Source organism: Pseudomonas sp. SH10-3B, assembly GCF_019891415.1.
Classification (GTDB): domain Bacteria; phylum Pseudomonadota; class Gammaproteobacteria; order Pseudomonadales; family Pseudomonadaceae; genus Aquipseudomonas.
Genome location: NZ_JAFLXD010000009.1, coordinates 84,892 through 100,905, shown reverse-complemented (window position 1 = coordinate 100,905; position 16,014 = coordinate 84,892). Strand labels below are relative to the sequence as shown.

Annotated in this window: 17 protein-coding genes; 15 read left to right on the top strand and 2 right to left on the bottom strand. The window is 57.0% G+C overall.

Translation table 11 applies throughout. From position 1 onward, the window contains the following. Positions 1–83 precede the first annotated feature (83 nt). Positions 84–1,028: a FecR domain-containing protein gene (locus tag J1G35_RS09665; RefSeq protein WP_223014788.1), complete on the bottom strand. Its 945-nt coding sequence runs from the start codon at positions 1,026–1,028 to the stop codon at positions 84–86. Beyond that, entirely contained in the window at positions 1,028–1,534 is a 507-nt protein-coding gene (locus J1G35_RS09660; protein WP_223014787.1) for a sigma-70 family RNA polymerase sigma factor, read from the bottom strand. The genes J1G35_RS09665 and J1G35_RS09660 overlap by 1 nt, the downstream gene beginning before the upstream one ends. Positions 1,535–2,098: 564 nt before the next feature. Here J1G35_RS09660 and mnmG point away from each other — a divergent pair. The 15 genes from mnmG to J1G35_RS09585 all read left to right on the top strand — a co-directional run bounded on the left by mnmG (position 2,099) and on the right by J1G35_RS09585 (position 16,004). Then, positions 2,099–3,991, top strand: a complete 1,893-nt coding sequence (mnmG, locus tag J1G35_RS09655) for a tRNA uridine-5-carboxymethylaminomethyl(34) synthesis enzyme MnmG (protein ID WP_053127447.1) — start codon at positions 2,099–2,101, stop codon at positions 3,989–3,991. Next, positions 3,988–4,632, top strand: a complete 645-nt coding sequence (rsmG, locus tag J1G35_RS09650; RefSeq protein ID WP_053127450.1) for a 16S rRNA (guanine(527)-N(7))-methyltransferase RsmG — start codon at positions 3,988–3,990, stop codon at positions 4,630–4,632. The genes mnmG and rsmG overlap by 4 nt, the downstream gene beginning before the upstream one ends. Positions 4,633–4,650: 18 nt before the next feature. Then, positions 4,651–5,448, top strand: coding sequence for a ParA family protein (locus J1G35_RS09645; protein ID WP_016978715.1), 798 nt, complete (start codon positions 4,651–4,653; stop codon positions 5,446–5,448). A 9-nt stretch (positions 5,449–5,457) separates the two neighbouring features. Further along, positions 5,458–6,330: a ParB/RepB/Spo0J family partition protein gene (locus J1G35_RS09640; RefSeq protein WP_053127452.1), complete on the top strand. Its 873-nt coding sequence runs from the start codon at positions 5,458–5,460 to the stop codon at positions 6,328–6,330. Positions 6,331–6,478: 148 nt separating this feature from the next. Further along, positions 6,479–6,886, top strand: a complete 408-nt coding sequence (locus tag J1G35_RS09635) for a F0F1 ATP synthase subunit I (protein ID WP_010565865.1) — start codon at positions 6,479–6,481, stop codon at positions 6,884–6,886. Between the two features lie 16 nt (positions 6,887–6,902). Then, a complete protein-coding gene (atpB, locus tag J1G35_RS09630; RefSeq protein ID WP_017736231.1) occupies positions 6,903–7,772 on the top strand; it encodes a F0F1 ATP synthase subunit A in 870 nt (289 codons plus the stop codon). A gap of 133 nt (positions 7,773–7,905) precedes the next feature. Then, a complete protein-coding gene (gene atpE / locus J1G35_RS09625; RefSeq protein ID WP_002555987.1) occupies positions 7,906–8,163 on the top strand; it encodes a F0F1 ATP synthase subunit C in 258 nt (85 codons plus the stop codon). Between the two features lie 55 nt (positions 8,164–8,218). Then, on the top strand, positions 8,219–8,689 hold the full coding sequence (locus tag J1G35_RS09620; RefSeq protein WP_008439543.1) for a F0F1 ATP synthase subunit B: 471 nt from the start codon (positions 8,219–8,221) through the stop codon (positions 8,687–8,689). 12 nt (positions 8,690–8,701) lie between these two features. Continuing rightward, positions 8,702–9,238: a F0F1 ATP synthase subunit delta gene (locus J1G35_RS09615; protein WP_053127454.1), complete on the top strand. Its 537-nt coding sequence runs from the start codon at positions 8,702–8,704 to the stop codon at positions 9,236–9,238. A gap of 21 nt (positions 9,239–9,259) precedes the next feature. After that, a complete protein-coding gene (atpA, locus tag J1G35_RS09610) occupies positions 9,260–10,804 on the top strand; it encodes a F0F1 ATP synthase subunit alpha (RefSeq protein WP_053127456.1) in 1,545 nt (514 codons plus the stop codon). Positions 10,805–10,854: 50 nt separating this feature from the next. After that, the gene (atpG, locus tag J1G35_RS09605; RefSeq protein WP_003195829.1) at positions 10,855–11,715 is read left to right on the top strand and encodes a F0F1 ATP synthase subunit gamma; all 861 of its coding nucleotides are present in this window, start codon (positions 10,855–10,857) and stop codon (positions 11,713–11,715) included. Positions 11,716–11,742: 27 nt separating this feature from the next. After that, positions 11,743–13,119: a F0F1 ATP synthase subunit beta gene (atpD, locus tag J1G35_RS09600; RefSeq protein ID WP_003177062.1), complete on the top strand. Its 1,377-nt coding sequence runs from the start codon at positions 11,743–11,745 to the stop codon at positions 13,117–13,119. A gap of 44 nt (positions 13,120–13,163) precedes the next feature. Next, positions 13,164–13,580 (top strand): F0F1 ATP synthase subunit epsilon, encoded by a 417-nt coding sequence (locus J1G35_RS09595; RefSeq protein WP_003195825.1) that lies wholly within the window; start codon positions 13,164–13,166, stop codon positions 13,578–13,580. A 123-nt stretch (positions 13,581–13,703) separates the two neighbouring features. Next, on the top strand, positions 13,704–15,071 hold the full coding sequence (gene glmU / locus J1G35_RS09590) for a bifunctional UDP-N-acetylglucosamine diphosphorylase/glucosamine-1-phosphate N-acetyltransferase GlmU (RefSeq protein ID WP_053127458.1): 1,368 nt from the start codon (positions 13,704–13,706) through the stop codon (positions 15,069–15,071). 165 nt (positions 15,072–15,236) lie between these two features. Then, on the top strand, positions 15,237–16,004 hold the full coding sequence (locus tag J1G35_RS09585) for a DeoR family transcriptional regulator (RefSeq protein WP_027608178.1): 768 nt from the start codon (positions 15,237–15,239) through the stop codon (positions 16,002–16,004). Positions 16,005–16,014: the final 10 nt, after the last annotated feature.

Here is a 16,014-nt window from a genome sequence, read left to right as displayed (position 1 = left end):
AGCCCTGAAGGTGGCGTCGTGATTACCTTTAGGGCCGTGCCAGGTAAAAAAAAGATAACCCCTTGTGAGGATATTTTTTGCGATCAAGCGATTCGCTTCACCGAAACCCAATAGCGAGTGAAGTATTTCACCTGAATAGGCAAGGTTGCCTGCAGATTCGCCAATACCGCATCGGTGGAATCCAGGCGGAAGGTCCCGGAAACACGTAGGCGTGCGCAAGCCAAGTCGCATTTCAGGACACCGGCACGGTAGCGGGCAAGGTCTTCGATCACATCCCCGAGGCGAGCATCCAATACGATCAGCTGCCCATCGACCCAGGCTGCCTGGGACCCGCTATACGTGTGGTCAAGCCCTACGTTTTGACGATCAAAGTCAGCGCTCTCACCGGCACCGAGCAGTCGAGCATGGTCGGGCTGGTCACCAGGGGACACACTTACGCGATCCTCCAGAACACCGACACGCGTGGAGTCTGGCAATTGGCGCACTGTAAACCGTGTACCCAGCGCCTGGACTCGGCCTTGGCGGGTTTCGACATAAAAGGGCGTCTGCCCGCCCAACTTGCCGGTGTGGATATGTACTTCACCTTCACGCAGCCGGATCAAACGTTGGCGCCCATCGAATATCACGTCAATTGCCGTGCTGGTATTCAGATCAATCCGTGTGCCGTCAGCCAATGCGACACGCCGGCGTTCACCCACAGACGTCCGGTAGTCGGCCCATACATTGCCCAGGGAGGTATGTTGCTGAACATTCCAGCCCAGGCACCCGGTACCTCCCATTACCAGCATCCACTTCAATACCTGACGACGTTGTTGCGTGGTCGACAATGCCCGGCGGGTGAAATCCTGGGGCAGGGCGCCGAGACTGCGCTGCAATTGCTCCATCTGGTTCCAAGCCGCCTGATGGGACGGATCGCCGTTGAGCCATTGTTGCCAGGCAAGCCGTTCAGCAGCCGTAGGCGTTTGGGATTGAAACTGTACATACCAGTTAGCAGCGGCCTCGAAGGTCTTGCGATCGGGGGCGGCCATTACAGGCTGGCCATGATCAGCGAGCATTCAGTCAACGCGCGGATCATGTGCTTCTTCACCGTGGTCAGCGACACCTGCAGTTGATCGGCGATCTGTTGATAAGTCAGCCCCTCGATCTGCGACAACAGGAAGATCTGTCGCGCTCGCTCACCGAGTCCAGACAGGACTTTATCCACAGCCACCAGCGTCTCGATGATAATGGCCTTGTCTTCTTCACTGATGGCCGTCGCTTCAGGCCGTGCGGCCAAGGTTTGCTTGTAGGCCTGCTCGATGGCGTGCCGACGATAACGATCAATCACCAGGCCCCTGGCGATGGTCGCCAGGTAGTCACGCGGTTCAACGATCTGCGCGGCATGCCGCCCACCCAAAATGCGCAAGAACGTATCGTGTGCCACATCGGCTGCATCGCAGGCGTTATGCAACTTACCTTTGAGCCACCCGTGCAACCAGGAATGGTGCTGCTCGTAGATGTTCTGAACCGCAGCCGTGTGTGAAGAAGGGGACATAGGGCATGACAAGCTAGGTTAATGATAATCGCTATTATTAACTGCCTGGCTGTTTTCTCACAATAGATCTCTTTTTGACGTGCTCACCCCCGAATAGAAAGATTCGGTTGGCTTCGTCGTGGGCGAAATTCGCACCATTGCCGGATTTCTGTGGATTAAGCCCTGTGAATAACCGCCCCTGTGCCCAGTTGATAACAGGGCTTGAAACCTGAGTAAAAACCCCTCTGTGGATAACCACATGTTTAATCCACAGGCTTAAAGCACTTATCCAAGGGCCTCATTGGCACATGACCACAGACTTTTGAATCGCTGTACATATTGTAAATAAAGGCCTGTAGAGATCTATCCACAGAAATCATGCTCAGTAGAAATAAACATAAAAACAAAGATTTAATAACTTTCTCTCTTTTAATTTCTATTGTCTGTGATTCATCCACAGCTGGTTAAATTTTGTGCAAAGGGTTCTTTAGGAAGGGCGAAGTCCCTATACTTGCCGCCAAAGCTCTAAAACCAGCTCAACCAATCAATTCCTAATTACCTACATAAGCAGGCACGAGGTGCGTGGTGGATTTCCCTTCCCGTTTTGAAGTGATCGTCATCGGCGGCGGTCATGCCGGTACCGAGGCAGCACTGGCGTCAGCACGCATGGGCGTAAAAACCCTGTTGTTGACGCATAACGTGGAAACCCTCGGTGCCATGAGTTGCAACCCCGCCATTGGTGGGATCGGCAAAAGCCACCTGGTCAAGGAAATCGACGCCCTTGGTGGCGTGATGGCCGAAGCTACCGACAAGGGTGGTATTCAATTTCGCGTGCTCAACAGCCGCAAAGGCCCGGCTGTACGTGCCACTCGGGCCCAAGCCGACCGCATCCTGTACAAAGCTGCGGTCCGCGAAACCCTGGAAAACCAGCCCAACCTGTGGATATTTCAACAAGCCGCCGATGACCTGATCGTCGAACAAGACGTTGTCCGTGGTGTTGTCACCCAAATGGGCCTGCGTTTCTTTGCAGAATCCGTGGTGTTGACCACCGGTACGTTCCTCGGCGGACTTATCCACATCGGTATGCAGAACTATTCGGGTGGTCGTGCCGGTGATCCGCCGTCGATTGCCTTGGCAAAACGCCTGCGTGAATTGCCTTTGCGTGTCGGACGCCTGAAAACCGGGACCCCTCCGCGTATCGACGGGCGTTCTGTGGATTTCTCGGTGATGACCGAACAAGCTGGCGATACGCCGATTCCGGTGATGTCGTTCATGGGTTCCAAGGAGCAACACCCCAAACAGGTGAGCTGCTGGATTACCCACACCAACGCCCGCACCCACGAAATCATCGCGGCGAACCTCGACCGCTCGCCGATGTACTCCGGAGTAATCGAAGGGATTGGCCCGCGTTACTGCCCATCGATCGAAGACAAGATCCACCGCTTTGCCGACAAGGAAAGCCACCAGGTCTTCATCGAGCCCGAAGGCCTGACCACCCACGAGCTGTACCCGAACGGGATTTCCACTTCCCTGCCGTTCGACGTGCAAATCCAGATCGTGCAATCGATTCGCGGCATGGAAAACGCGCACATCGTGCGTCCGGGCTACGCCATCGAATATGACTACTTCGACCCACGTGACCTGAAGTACAGCCTGGAAACCAAAGTGATCGGCGGCCTGTTCTTCGCCGGGCAAATCAACGGCACCACCGGTTACGAAGAAGCCGGTGCCCAAGGTTTGCTGGCCGGGACCAACGCCGCATTGCGTGCCCAGGGCAAAGAGAGCTGGTGCCCGCGTCGCGATGAAGCGTATATCGGCGTGTTGGTCGATGACCTGATTACCCTGGGAACCCAGGAACCGTATCGGATGTTCACTTCCCGTGCGGAATATCGCCTGATCCTGCGCGAAGACAACGCCGACCTGCGCCTGACCGAAAAAGGTCGTGAACTGGGCCTGGTCGATGACGCACGTTGGGCCGCCTTCTGCAAAAAACGCGAAAGCATCGAGCTCGAGGAGCAACGCCTGAAAAGTACTTGGGTTCGCCCGGGCACCGAGCAGGGCGATGCGATCGCGGAAAAATTCGGTACGCCGCTGACCCACGAGTACAACCTGCTGAACCTGCTGTCCCGCCCGGAGATCGATTACGCGGGTCTGGTCGAAGTGACCGGCGGCGGCGCAGATGATCCACAGGTTGCCGAGCAGGTCGAAATCAAGACCAAGTACGCCGGTTACATTGACCGCCAGCAGGACGAGATCGCTCGCCTGCGCGCCAGTGAAGACACCAAGCTGCCTGTGGATATCGACTACACCGGTATTTCCGGGTTGTCGAAAGAAATCCAAAGCAAGCTGGGGATAACTCGCCCTGAAACGCTTGGTCAGGCTTCACGTATCCCCGGCGTCACCCCGGCAGCCATTTCGTTGTTGATGATTCATTTGAAAAAACGCGGCGCGGGCCGTCAGTTGGAGCAAAGCGCTTGAGTTCGTTGGTCACCTCGCAACACGCCGAAGAGTTATCCACAGGTGCGCGCCAATTGGGCGTGGACTTGACCGAAGGCCAGCACGATTTACTGCTGGGTTACCTAGCCCTGTTGATCAAGTGGAACAAGGCTTACAACCTGACGGCAGTGCGTGATCCCGACGAAATGGTTTCCCGTCACTTGCTCGACAGCCTGAGCGTGATGCCATTTATCGAAAACGGTCGTTGGCTTGACGTGGGCAGTGGTGGCGGTATGCCTGGCATTCCACTGGCTATCCTGTTTCCCGAGTCGCAGGTGACCTGCCTGGACAGCAACGGCAAGAAAACTCGTTTCCTGACCCAGGTCAAACTCGAACTCAAACTGGATAACCTGCAAGTTATCCACAGTCGCGTCGAAGCCTTTACGCCTGAACTGCCGTTCAACGGAATTGTTTCCCGGGCGTTCAGCAGCATGGAGAACTTCAGCAACTGGACCCGTCACCTGGGCGACCGTGACACCCGCTGGCTGGCAATGAAGGGCGTCCATCCAAGCGATGAGCTGTTAGCATTGCCGGCAGACTTCCACCTCGATAGCGAACACGCCTTGGCCGTACCCGGTTGCCAAGGCCAACGCCATCTGCTGATACTGCGCCGCACGGCATGATTGGGAACACAAGCAAGAATGGCTAAGGTATTCGCGATAGCGAACCAGAAAGGTGGCGTGGGCAAAACCACCACCTGCATCAACCTCGCAGCATCCCTGGTCGCCACCAAGCGCCGGGTGCTGTTGATCGATCTCGATCCACAGGGCAACGCCACCATGGGTAGCGGTGTGGATAAACACGGCCTGGAAAACTCGGTCTACGACTTGCTGATTGGCGAGTGCGACCTGGCCCAGGCCATGCACTACTCCGAGCATGGCGGTTATCAACTGCTGCCGGCCAACCGCGATTTGACCGCGGCGGAAGTGGTGCTGCTGGAAATGCAGATGAAGGAAAGCCGTCTGCGCAGTGCTTTGGCACCGATCCGCGAGAACTACGACTACATTTTGATCGACTGCCCACCGTCGCTGTCGATGCTCACGCTTAACGCATTGGTGGCTGCCGATGGGGTGATTATCCCCATGCAGTGCGAGTACTACGCGCTGGAAGGGTTGAGCGACCTTGTGGATAACATCAAGCGTATCGCCGAGCTGCTCAACCCGAACCTGCAGATCGAAGGCCTGCTGCGGACCATGTTCGATCCGCGCCTGAGCCTGATGAACGATGTGTCGGCGCAGCTCAAGGAACACTTTGGCGACCAGCTGTACGACACCGTGATTCCACGCAATATCCGCCTGGCCGAAGCGCCAAGCTATGGCATGCCCGCGCTGGCGTACGACAAATCATCGCGTGGTGCCATCGCCTACCTGGCATTGGCCGGCGAGATGGTCCGTCGCCAACGCCGCAACTCACGCACCGCTGCAGCCCAGCCAACTTAAGGAATTCCCATGGCCGTCAAGAAACGAGGTCTCGGACGTGGACTGGATGCACTGTTGAGTGGTCCGACCGTCACATCGCTTGAAGAACAAGCGGTGCAGGCTGAGGAGCGTGAGCTGCAGCACCTGCCCCTGGACCTGATCCAGCGCGGCAAATACCAGCCACGCCGTGACATGGACCCCCAGGCGCTCGAAGAACTGGCTAACTCGATCAAGGCCCAGGGCGTGATGCAGCCGATCGTGGTGCGCCCGATAGGCGGCGGCCGTTTTGAAATCATCGCCGGTGAACGCCGCTGGCGCGCCAGCCAACAGGCCGGCAAGGACACCATCCCGGCGATGGTGCGCGATGTACCGGATGAAACCGCGATCGCCATGGCGTTGATCGAGAATATCCAGCGTGAAGACCTCAATCCGATCGAAGAAGCGATCGCCTTGCAGCGTCTTCAGCAGGAATTCCAGTTGACCCAGCAGCAAGTGGCCGAGGCCGTGGGTAAATCCCGTGTCACCGTGTCCAACTTGCTGCGCCTGATCGCGCTGCCGGAAGTCATCAAGACCATGTTGTCCCATGGCGACCTGGAGATGGGTCACGCCCGTGCTTTGCTCGGTTTGCCGGAAAATCAACAGGTTGAAGGGGCGCGACACGTTGTCGCACGAGGGCTCACCGTTCGTCAGACCGAGGCCTTGGTTCGCCAGTGGCTCAGCGGCAAACCTGCACCGGTCGAAACGGCCAAACCTGATCCGGATATCGCGCGCCTTGAGCAACGCCTGGCCGAGCGCCTGGGCTCTGCGGTGCAAATTCGCCACGGGAAGAAAGGCAAAGGACAATTGGTCATCGGATATAACTCCCTTGATGAGCTTCAGGGCGTCCTTGCCCACATCCGCTGAAACATTTGCTTATGTAGCGCGTGATCGGAAATCACTACCCGGCAGTTGAATAGGGGCAGAACCGCCCCTATACTCTGCGCGCATTTTGTCGGCACAAATTATGCCAAGTTATTGATTTCCGGCAGCCGACTATTGAGGAGCAAGAGTGATGGAAACCCGCACGCCAAACACGTTGCCCTTCCATCGCTTGGCTGTTTTTCCGGTTTTATTGGCTCAATTTGTCATTTTGCTGATCGCCGCTTTGGCGCTTTGGTATTGGCATGGAGTCGTAGCCGGATATTCAGGACTTTGCGGAGGCCTGATAGCCTTGCTGCCCAATATGTATTTTGCTCACAGGGCCTTTCGGTTTTCCGGCGCCCGAGCAGCCCAGGCTATCGTCCGGTCTTTTTATGCCGGCGAGGCGGGGAAACTGATTTTGACGGCAGTGCTGTTTGCACTGACCTTTGCAGGTGTGAAGCCATTGGCGCCGCTGGCTGTATTCGGCGTCTTCGTGTTGACCCAACTGGTCAGCTGGTTCGCTCCCCTGCTAATGAAAACAAGACTTTCGAAACCTTAGGGCGTTTGAGGCAACCATGGCAGAAACAACCGCTTCGGGCTATATCCAGCACCACTTGCAGAACCTGACCTTCGGTCAGCTTCCCAACGGCGGCTGGGGCTTTGCCCACTCCGCAGCAGAAGCCAAAGAAATGGGCTTCTGGGCTTTCCACCTGGATACTCTGGGCTGGTCGGTCGCTTTGGGTCTGATCTTCGTCCTGATTTTCCGCATGGCGGCAAAGAAGGCGACTTCCGGTCAGCCAGGTGCTTTGCAGAACTTCGTTGAAGTATTGGTCGAATTCGTCGATGGCAGCGTGAAAGACAGCTTCCATGGCCGTAGCCCGGTGATTGCACCGCTGGCACTGACCATCTTCGTCTGGGTGTTCCTGATGAACGCCGTCGACCTGATCCCGGTTGACTGGATTCCTCAGTTGGCCATGGCGATTTCCGGCGACCCGCACATTCCTTTCCGTGCCGTATCGACCACTGACCCGAACGCTACCCTGGGCATGGCCCTGTCGGTATTTGCGTTGATCATTTTCTACAGCATCAAGATCAAGGGCATCGGCGGCTTCATCGGCGAACTGACCCTGCACCCTTTCGGCAGCAAGAACATCTTCGTTCAAGCCCTGCTGATCCCGGTGAACTTCCTGCTGGAATTCGTCACCCTGATCGCCAAGCCGATCTCCCTGGCCCTGCGACTGTTCGGCAACATGTATGCCGGCGAGCTGGTGTTCATTCTGATCGCTGTGATGTTCGGCAGCGGCCTGCTCTGGCTTAGCGGCCTGGGCATTGTTCTGCAGTGGGCGTGGGCTGTGTTCCACATCCTGATCATTACCCTGCAGGCCTTCATCTTCATGATGCTGACCATCGTCTATCTGTCGATGGCGCACGAAGAGAACCATTAAGACCAGTCTCGACTAGTCTGATGTCCTTCCCGGTGAAACGGGAAGGTGGCCCACCAGGGCTATGAAACGATTTGTTTTACCGCTTTAAAATCTAAAAAACCTAAACCATACGACGTAAAAGTCGGGAGGAAAGATGGAAACTGTAGTTGGTCTAACCGCTATCGCTGTTGCACTGTTGATCGGCCTGGGCGCCCTGGGTACTGCCATTGGTTTCGGCCTGCTGGGCGGCAAGTTCCTGGAAGGCGCAGCGCGTCAGCCAGAAATGGTTCCAATGCTGCAAGTTAAAATGTTCATCGTTGCCGGCCTGCTCGACGCCGTGACCATGATCGGCGTTGGTATCGCTCTGTTCTTCACCTTCGCGAACCCCTTCGTTGGTCAACTCGCCGGTTAATCACTCGTTTTGCGAGTGATTGGTGTGTTGTGCAACGAATGAGCGAGGTATTGGCGTGAACATTAATGCAACCATTATTGGTCAGTCCTTAGCGTTCTTGATTTTTGTCGTTTTCTGCATGAAGTTCGTATGGCCTCCGGTCATCGCGGCTTTGCACGAACGTCAAAAGAAGATCGCGGATGGACTGGACGCTGCCGCACGAGCAGCTCGCGACCTGGAGTTGGCCCAAGATAAAGCGGGTCAGCAACTGCGCGAAGCGAAAGCTCAAGCAGCCGAAATCATTGAGCAAGCCAAGAAACGCGGTAACCAGATTGTTGAAGAGGCTGTTGAAAAAGCCCGTATCGACGCTGACCGTGTGAAGGTTCAGGCTCAAGCCGAGATCGAGCAGGAACTGAACGGTGTCAAAGATGCGCTGCGTGCCCAATTGGGTGCTCTGGCCGTCGGCGGTGCTGAGAAGATCCTGGGTGCCACAATTGATCAAAACGCGCACGCGGAGCTGGTTAATAAACTGGCTGCTGAAATTTAAGCGAGGGCGATCATGGCAGAATTGACCACGTTGGCCCGACCTTACGCTAAGGCAGCCTTCGAGCACGCCCAGGCCCACCAGCAGCTGGCCTCTTGGTCAGCCATGCTCGGCCTGGCTGCAGCAGTGTCGCAAGACGACACCATGCAGCGCGTGCTCAAGGCCCCGCGACTGACGAGCGCAGACAAGGCCGCCACTTTTATTGAAGTGTGCGGCGACAAGTTTGATGTGAAAGTGCAGAACTTCATCAATGTCATCGCCGAAAACGACCGTCTCCTGCTTTTGCCGGAGATTGCCGCTCTGTTCGACCTGTACAAGGCCGAGCAAGAGAAATCGGTAGACGTTGAAGTGACCAGTGCTTTTGCATTGAACCAAGAACAGCAAGACAAACTCGCCAAGGTTCTCAGTGCACGACTCGACCGGGAAGTGCGCCTGCAAGTTGCGGAAGACCCATCCCTTATTGGGGGTGTTGTCATTCGCGCCGGCGACCTGGTTATCGATGGCTCGATTCGCGGCAAACTCGCGAATCTTGCCGAAGCATTGAAATCTTGAGTTTGAAGGGGCAGCAGAGCAATGCAGCAACTCAATCCTTCCGAAATAAGTGAAATTATCAAGGGCCGCATCGACAAGCTCGATGTGACCTCCCAAGCCCGTAACGAAGGCACTGTCGTCAGCGTATCTGACGGCATCGTGCGGATTCACGGTCTGGCCGACGTTATGTACGGCGAGATGATCGAGTTTCCGGGCGGCGTCTTCGGTATGGCCCTCAACCTGGAGCAAGACTCCGTAGGTGCCGTTGTCTTGGGCGCGTACACCAGTCTGGCTGAAGGCATGAGCGCCAAGTGCACAGGCCGCATCCTGGAGGTTCCGGTTGGTAAGGAACTGCTGGGTCGCGTAGTCGACGCACTGGGTAACCCTGTTGACGGTAAAGGTCCACTGGGCAACACCGAGACCGACGCGGTCGAGAAAGTTGCTCCAGGCGTGATCTGGCGTAAGTCGGTAGACCAGCCTGTACAGACTGGCTACAAGGCTGTCGATGCCATGATCCCAGTCGGCCGTGGCCAGCGCGAGCTGATCATCGGTGACCGTCAGATCGGTAAAACCGCTCTGGCGATCGACGCGATCATCAACCAGAAGAACAGCGGCATTTTCTGCGTCTACGTAGCGATCGGTCAGAAGCAATCGACCATCGCCAACGTGGTTCGCAAGCTGGAAGAAAACGGCGCCCTGGCCAACACGATCATCGTGGCTGCCAGTGCTTCGGAATCTCCTGCGCTGCAATTCCTGGCACCGTACTCCGGTTGCACCATGGGTGAATTCTTCCGCGACCGCGGTGAAGACGCGCTGATCGTTTATGACGATCTGTCCAAGCAAGCAGTGGCTTACCGCCAGATTTCCCTGCTGCTGCGCCGTCCACCAGGCCGTGAAGCTTACCCAGGCGACGTGTTCTATCTCCACTCCCGTCTGCTGGAACGCGCATCCCGCGTTTCCGAAGAGTACGTAGAGAAGTTCACCAACGGCGCAGTGACCGGCAAAACCGGTTCCCTGACCGCATTGCCGATCATCGAAACCCAGGCTGGCGACGTTTCCGCGTTCGTTCCGACCAACGTGATTTCCATCACCGACGGTCAGATCTTCCTGGAATCGGCCATGTTCAACTCGGGCATCCGCCCTGCAGTGAACGCCGGTGTTTCGGTATCCCGTGTGGGTGGTGCCGCTCAGACCAAGATCATCAAGAAGCTCTCCGGTGGTATCCGTACCGCTCTGGCTCAGTACCGTGAACTGGCGGCATTCGCCCAGTTTGCTTCTGACCTGGACGAAGCGACCCGTAAGCAACTTGAGCATGGTCAGCGCGTTACCGAGCTGATGAAGCAGAAGCAATACGCCCCAATGTCGATCGCTGACATGGCGTTGTCGCTGTATGCCGCTGAGCGTGGGTTCCTGACCGACGTTGAAATCGCCAAGGTCGGCAGCTTTGAACAAGCGCTGATTGCTTACTTCAACCGCGATCACGCCGAATTGATGGCGAAGATCAACGTGAAGGGTGACTTCAATGACGATATCGACGCTGGCATGAAAGCCGGTATCGAGAAGTTCAAGGCCACCCAAACCTGGTAAGCCGCAGCGGGAGCCGCAAGGCTCCCGCTTGCTAACCTGATAGGTGTTACATGGCAGGCGCAAAAGAGATTCGCAGTAAGATTGCGAGCATCAAAAGCACGCAAAAAATTACCAGCGCCATGGAAAAAGTGGCGGTCAGCAAAATGCGCAAGGCACAAATGCGCATGGCTGCTAGCCGTCCTTATGCGGAGCGTATCCGCCAGGTAATTGGGCATCTGGCCAACGCCAACCCGGAATACCGCCACCCGTTCATGATCGAGCGCGCCGTCAAGCGTGTGGGTTATGTGGTAGTGAGCAGTGACCGTGGTTTGTGCGGTGGTTTGAATACCAACCTGTTCAAGGCCCTGGTCAAGGACATGGCGGTAAACCGCGAAAACGGCGTCGAGATCGATCTGTGTGTTGTTGGTAGCAAGGGTGCGGCCTTTTTCCGCAACTTCGGCGGTAACGTCGTTGCAGCTATCAGCCACCTGGGTGAAGAGCCGTCGATCAATGATTTGATCGGCAGTGTGAAGGTGATGCTGGATGCGTACCTGGAAGGCCGGATTGACCGCCTCTCCGTGGTATCCAACAAGTTCATCAACACCATGACCCAGCAGCCAACCGTGGAGCAATTGATTCCACTGGTGGCGACTCCGGATCAGGAACTCAAGCACCACTGGGACTACCTCTACGAACCAGACGCCAAAGAGCTGCTTGACGGCTTGATGGTGCGCTACGTGGAGTCGCAGGTGTACCAGGCGGTGGTCGAGAACAACGCAGCTGAACAAGCGGCGCGGATGATCGCGATGAAAAACGCTACCGATAACGCCGGTGATCTGATCAGCGATTTGCAGCTGATCTACAACAAGGCGCGTCAGGCTGCGATCACCCAAGAGATCTCGGAAATCGTCGGCGGCGCTGCCGCGGTTTAACGGTTCAAATATTCAGAGGATCCAGCTATGAGTAGCGGACGTATCGTTCAAATCATCGGCGCCGTTATCGACGTGGAATTTCCACGCGACAGCGTACCGAGCATCTACAACGCGCTGAAAGTACAAGGCGCGGAAACTACTCTGGAAGTTCAGCAGCAGCTGGGCGACGGCGTAGTTCGTACCATTGCGATGGGTTCCACCGAAGGCTTGAAGCGCGGTCTGGACGTTATCGACTCTGGCGCTGCCATCTCCGTACCGGTCGGTAAAGCGACCCTGGGCCGGATCATGGACGTACTGGGCAACCCGATTGACGAAGCTGGCCCGATCGACACCGAAGAGCGCTGGGGCATTCACCGTCCAGCACCTTCGTTCGCGGAACAAGCTGGCGGCAACGACCTGCTGGAAACCGGCATCAAGGTTATCGACCTGGTTTGCCCGTTCGCCAAGGGCGGTAAAGTCGGTCTGTTCGGTGGTGCCGGTGTAGGCAAGACCGTAAACATGATGGAACTGATCCGTAACATCGCCATCGAGCACAGCGGTTATTCCGTGTTCGCCGGTGTGGGTGAGCGTACTCGTGAGGGTAACGACTTCTACCACGAGATGAAGGACTCCAACGTTCTGGACAAAGTGGCACTGGTTTACGGTCAGATGAACGAGCCGCCGGGAAACCGTCTGCGCGTAGCACTGACTGGCCTGACCATGGCCGAGAAGTTCCGTGACGAAGGTAACGACGTTCTGCTGTTCGTCGACAACATCTACCGTTACACCCTGGCCGGTACTGAAGTATCCGCACTGCTGGGCCGTATGCCTTCCGCAGTAGGTTACCAGCCGACCCTGGCTGAAGAGATGGGCGTTCTGCAAGAACGTATCACTTCGACCAAGGAAGGTTCGATCACTTCGATCCAAGCGGTATACGTACCTGCGGATGACTTGACCGACCCATCGCCTGCGACCACCTTCGCCCACTTGGACGCCACCGTCGTTCTGTCCCGTGACATCGCTTCCCTGGGTATCTACCCAGCGGTCGATCCACTCGACTCGACTTCGCGCCAGCTGGACCCGAACGTGATCGGCCAGGAGCACTACGACACCGCTCGCGGCGTTCAGTACGTGCTGCAGCGTTATAAAGAACTGAAGGACATCATTGCGATCCTGGGTATGGACGAGCTGTCGGAAGCCGACAAGCAGTTGGTAAACCGTGCTCGTAAGATCCAGCGCTTCTTGTCGCAGCCGTTCTTCGTGGCTGAAGTCTTCACCGGTGCTTCGGGTAAATACGTTTCCCTGAAAGACACCATTGCTGGCTTCAAAGGCATCCTCAACGGTGACTACGACCACCTGCCAGAACAAGCGTTCTACATGGTCGGCGGCATCGAAGAAGCGATCGAGAAAGCCAAGAAACTGTAATCCAAGCGCCCGGAAACGGGCGCTCATCAGGTTGAGGCAATCAGATGGCTATGACAGTCCATTGCGATATCGTCAGCGCGGAAGGGGAAATCTTCTCCGGTCTGGTGGAGTTTGTGACAGCGCACGGTGACCTGGGTGATCTTGGTATCGCCATGGGCCACGCACCGCTGATCACCAGCTTGAAGCCAGGTCCGATCACTCTGACCAAGCAAGGCGGGGAACGTGAGGTGTTTTACATCTCCGGTGGTTTCCTCGAGGTTCAGCCGAACATGGTCAAGGTACTTGCCGACACCGTGCAACGTGCTGGCGATCTGGATGAAGCCTCCGCTCAGGAAGCCGTCAAGGCTGCCGAGAAGGCCCTGAACGAAAAGGGTGCGGACTTCGACTACAGCGCTGCTGCTGTACGTCTGGCCGAGGCTGCAGCTCAGCTGCGCACGCTCCAGCAGATCCGCAAGAAGTAAGCGGCCACGCCGTGATGCTTATGCGCGATTGATTAAAAAGGGTAGCCTCGGCTACCCTTTTTCTTTTTTAGCAAAATACATCTTTGGTCTGAAGCCGGGACCGTCCAGGATTGGTAGCCATTCATGTCTCTTGAAATCGTCATTCTCGCCGCAGGCCAGGGCACCCGCATGCGTTCGGCCCTGCCCAAGGTGCTGCACCCGATTGCAGGCAATTCCATGCTTGGGCATGTTATCCACAGCGCTCGACAGTTGGACCCACAACGTATCCACGTAGTGATCGGTCATGGTGCCGATGTGGTGCGTGAGCGCTTGGCCGCAGATGACCTGAATTTCGTATTGCAGGACAAACAACTGGGCACCGGTCATGCCACCGCCCAAGCGGTGCCGTTTATCACGGCCGATACCGTGCTGATCCTCTATGGCGATGTGCCGCTGATTGAAGTGCAAACCCTGCAACGCCTGCTCAAGCACGTAGTGCCTGGCCAGATGGGCCTGCTCACCGTCGAACTGGATGACCCCACCGGCTACGGGCGCATCGTGCGCGACGCAGAAGGCAAGGTCACGGCCATCGTCGAACACAAGGACGCCAGCGAAGCCCAGCGCGCTATCACCGAAGGCAATACCGGGATCCTCGCGGTGCCGGCCGATCGTCTTGCCGACTGGATGAGCCGCCTGTCCAACAACAACGCCCAAGGCGAGTACTACCTCACCGACGTGATCGAGATGGCCGTGAGTGATGGCCTGCTGGTCGCCACCGAACAGCCCCATGATCCGATGGAAGTGCAGGGCGCCAATGATCGCAAGCAACTGGCCGAACTGGAACGTCACTACCAACTGCGCGAAGGCCGCCGCCTGATGGCCCAGGGCGTCACTCTGCGCGACCCGGCACGCTTTGACGTGCGCGGTGAAGTCACCGTGGGCCGCGACGTGCTGATCGACATCAACGTGATCCTCGAAGGTCGCGTAATCATCGAAGACGACGTGGTCATCGGCCCGAACTGCGTGATCAAGGACAGCACCCTGCGCAAGGGCGTGGTGATCAAGGCCAACAGCCATATCGACGGTGCGGTGATGGGCGAGGGCAGCGATGCCGGCCCGTTTGCGCGCTTGCGTCCGGGCACAGTGATGGGCGCCAGGGCGCACGTCGGCAATTTCGTCGAACTGAAAAACGCGCAAATGGGCGACGACGCAAAGGCCGGTCACCTGGCTTACCTCGGTGACGCGGTGATCGGCGCCCGCAGCAACATCGGCGCTGGCGCAATTACCTGCAACTACGACGGTGCCAACAAGTACCAGACCACTATTGGTGAGGACGTCTTCATCGGCTCGAATAACTCGCTGATTGCGCCAGTGACTATCGGTGATGGTTCGAACACTGCCGCAGGCTCAACCATCAATCAGGATGTGGATAAGTCCCAACTGGCCGTAGCCCGCGCCCGCCAACGCAATATCGACGGCTGGAAACGCCCGGTCAAAATCAAAAAGACCTGAGTTATCCACAGTCTCATCAGCAGTACTACCCAAATGTGGGAGGGGACAACCCCCCCCCACATTTGTCGTGTGTTGTTCGAAAAATCTGTTCCCCACGCTTGACGATACCTTGCCAATAGGTTTTGATTGCCTTCGTTATCTTTCGAAACGAAACTTATCATCACCATGTCGAAACGAAATACACCCCAACGACGCCACAACATCCTGACCTTGCTCAACGAACAGGGCGAAGTCAGCGTGGACGAATTGGCCAAGCGTTTCGAAACCTCGGAAGTCACCATCCGCAAGGACTTGGCCGCGCTCGAAAGTAACGGCCTGTTGCTGCGCCGTTACGGTGGTGCGATCACCATGCCTCAGGAACTGGTGGGCGACCCCGCCCAACCGGTCTCGGCCTACAAGCGTGCGATCGCCCGTGCTGCCGTGATGCGTTTGCGTGAGCACGCCCGCATCATCATCGACAGCGGCAGCACCACCGCCGCCATGATCCCGGAACTGGGCCATCAGCCCGGCCTGGTGGTCATGACCAACTCCCTGCACGTGGCCAGCGCCTTGAGCGAACTGGAACACGAGCCGGTGTTGTTGATGACCGGTGGCACCTGGGACCCGCATTCGGACTCGTTCCAAGGCCAGGTCGCCGAGCAGGTGTTGCGTTCCTACGACTTTGATCAACTGTTCATCGGCGCCGACGGCATTGATCTGCAGCGTGGCACCACCACCTTCAACGAATTACTGGGCCTGAGTCGTGTGATGGCCGAGGTCGCCCGTGAAGTGGTGGTGATGGTCGAATCCGACAAGATCGGCCGCAAGATTCCCAACCTGGAACTGCCTTGGAGCAGCGTCCATACCCTTATTACCGATGATCGCCTGCCGCTTGAGGCCCGCGACCAGATCCAAGCCCGCGGCATTACGCTGATATGCGCGGCAATCATCTAGGAGAAGCAGC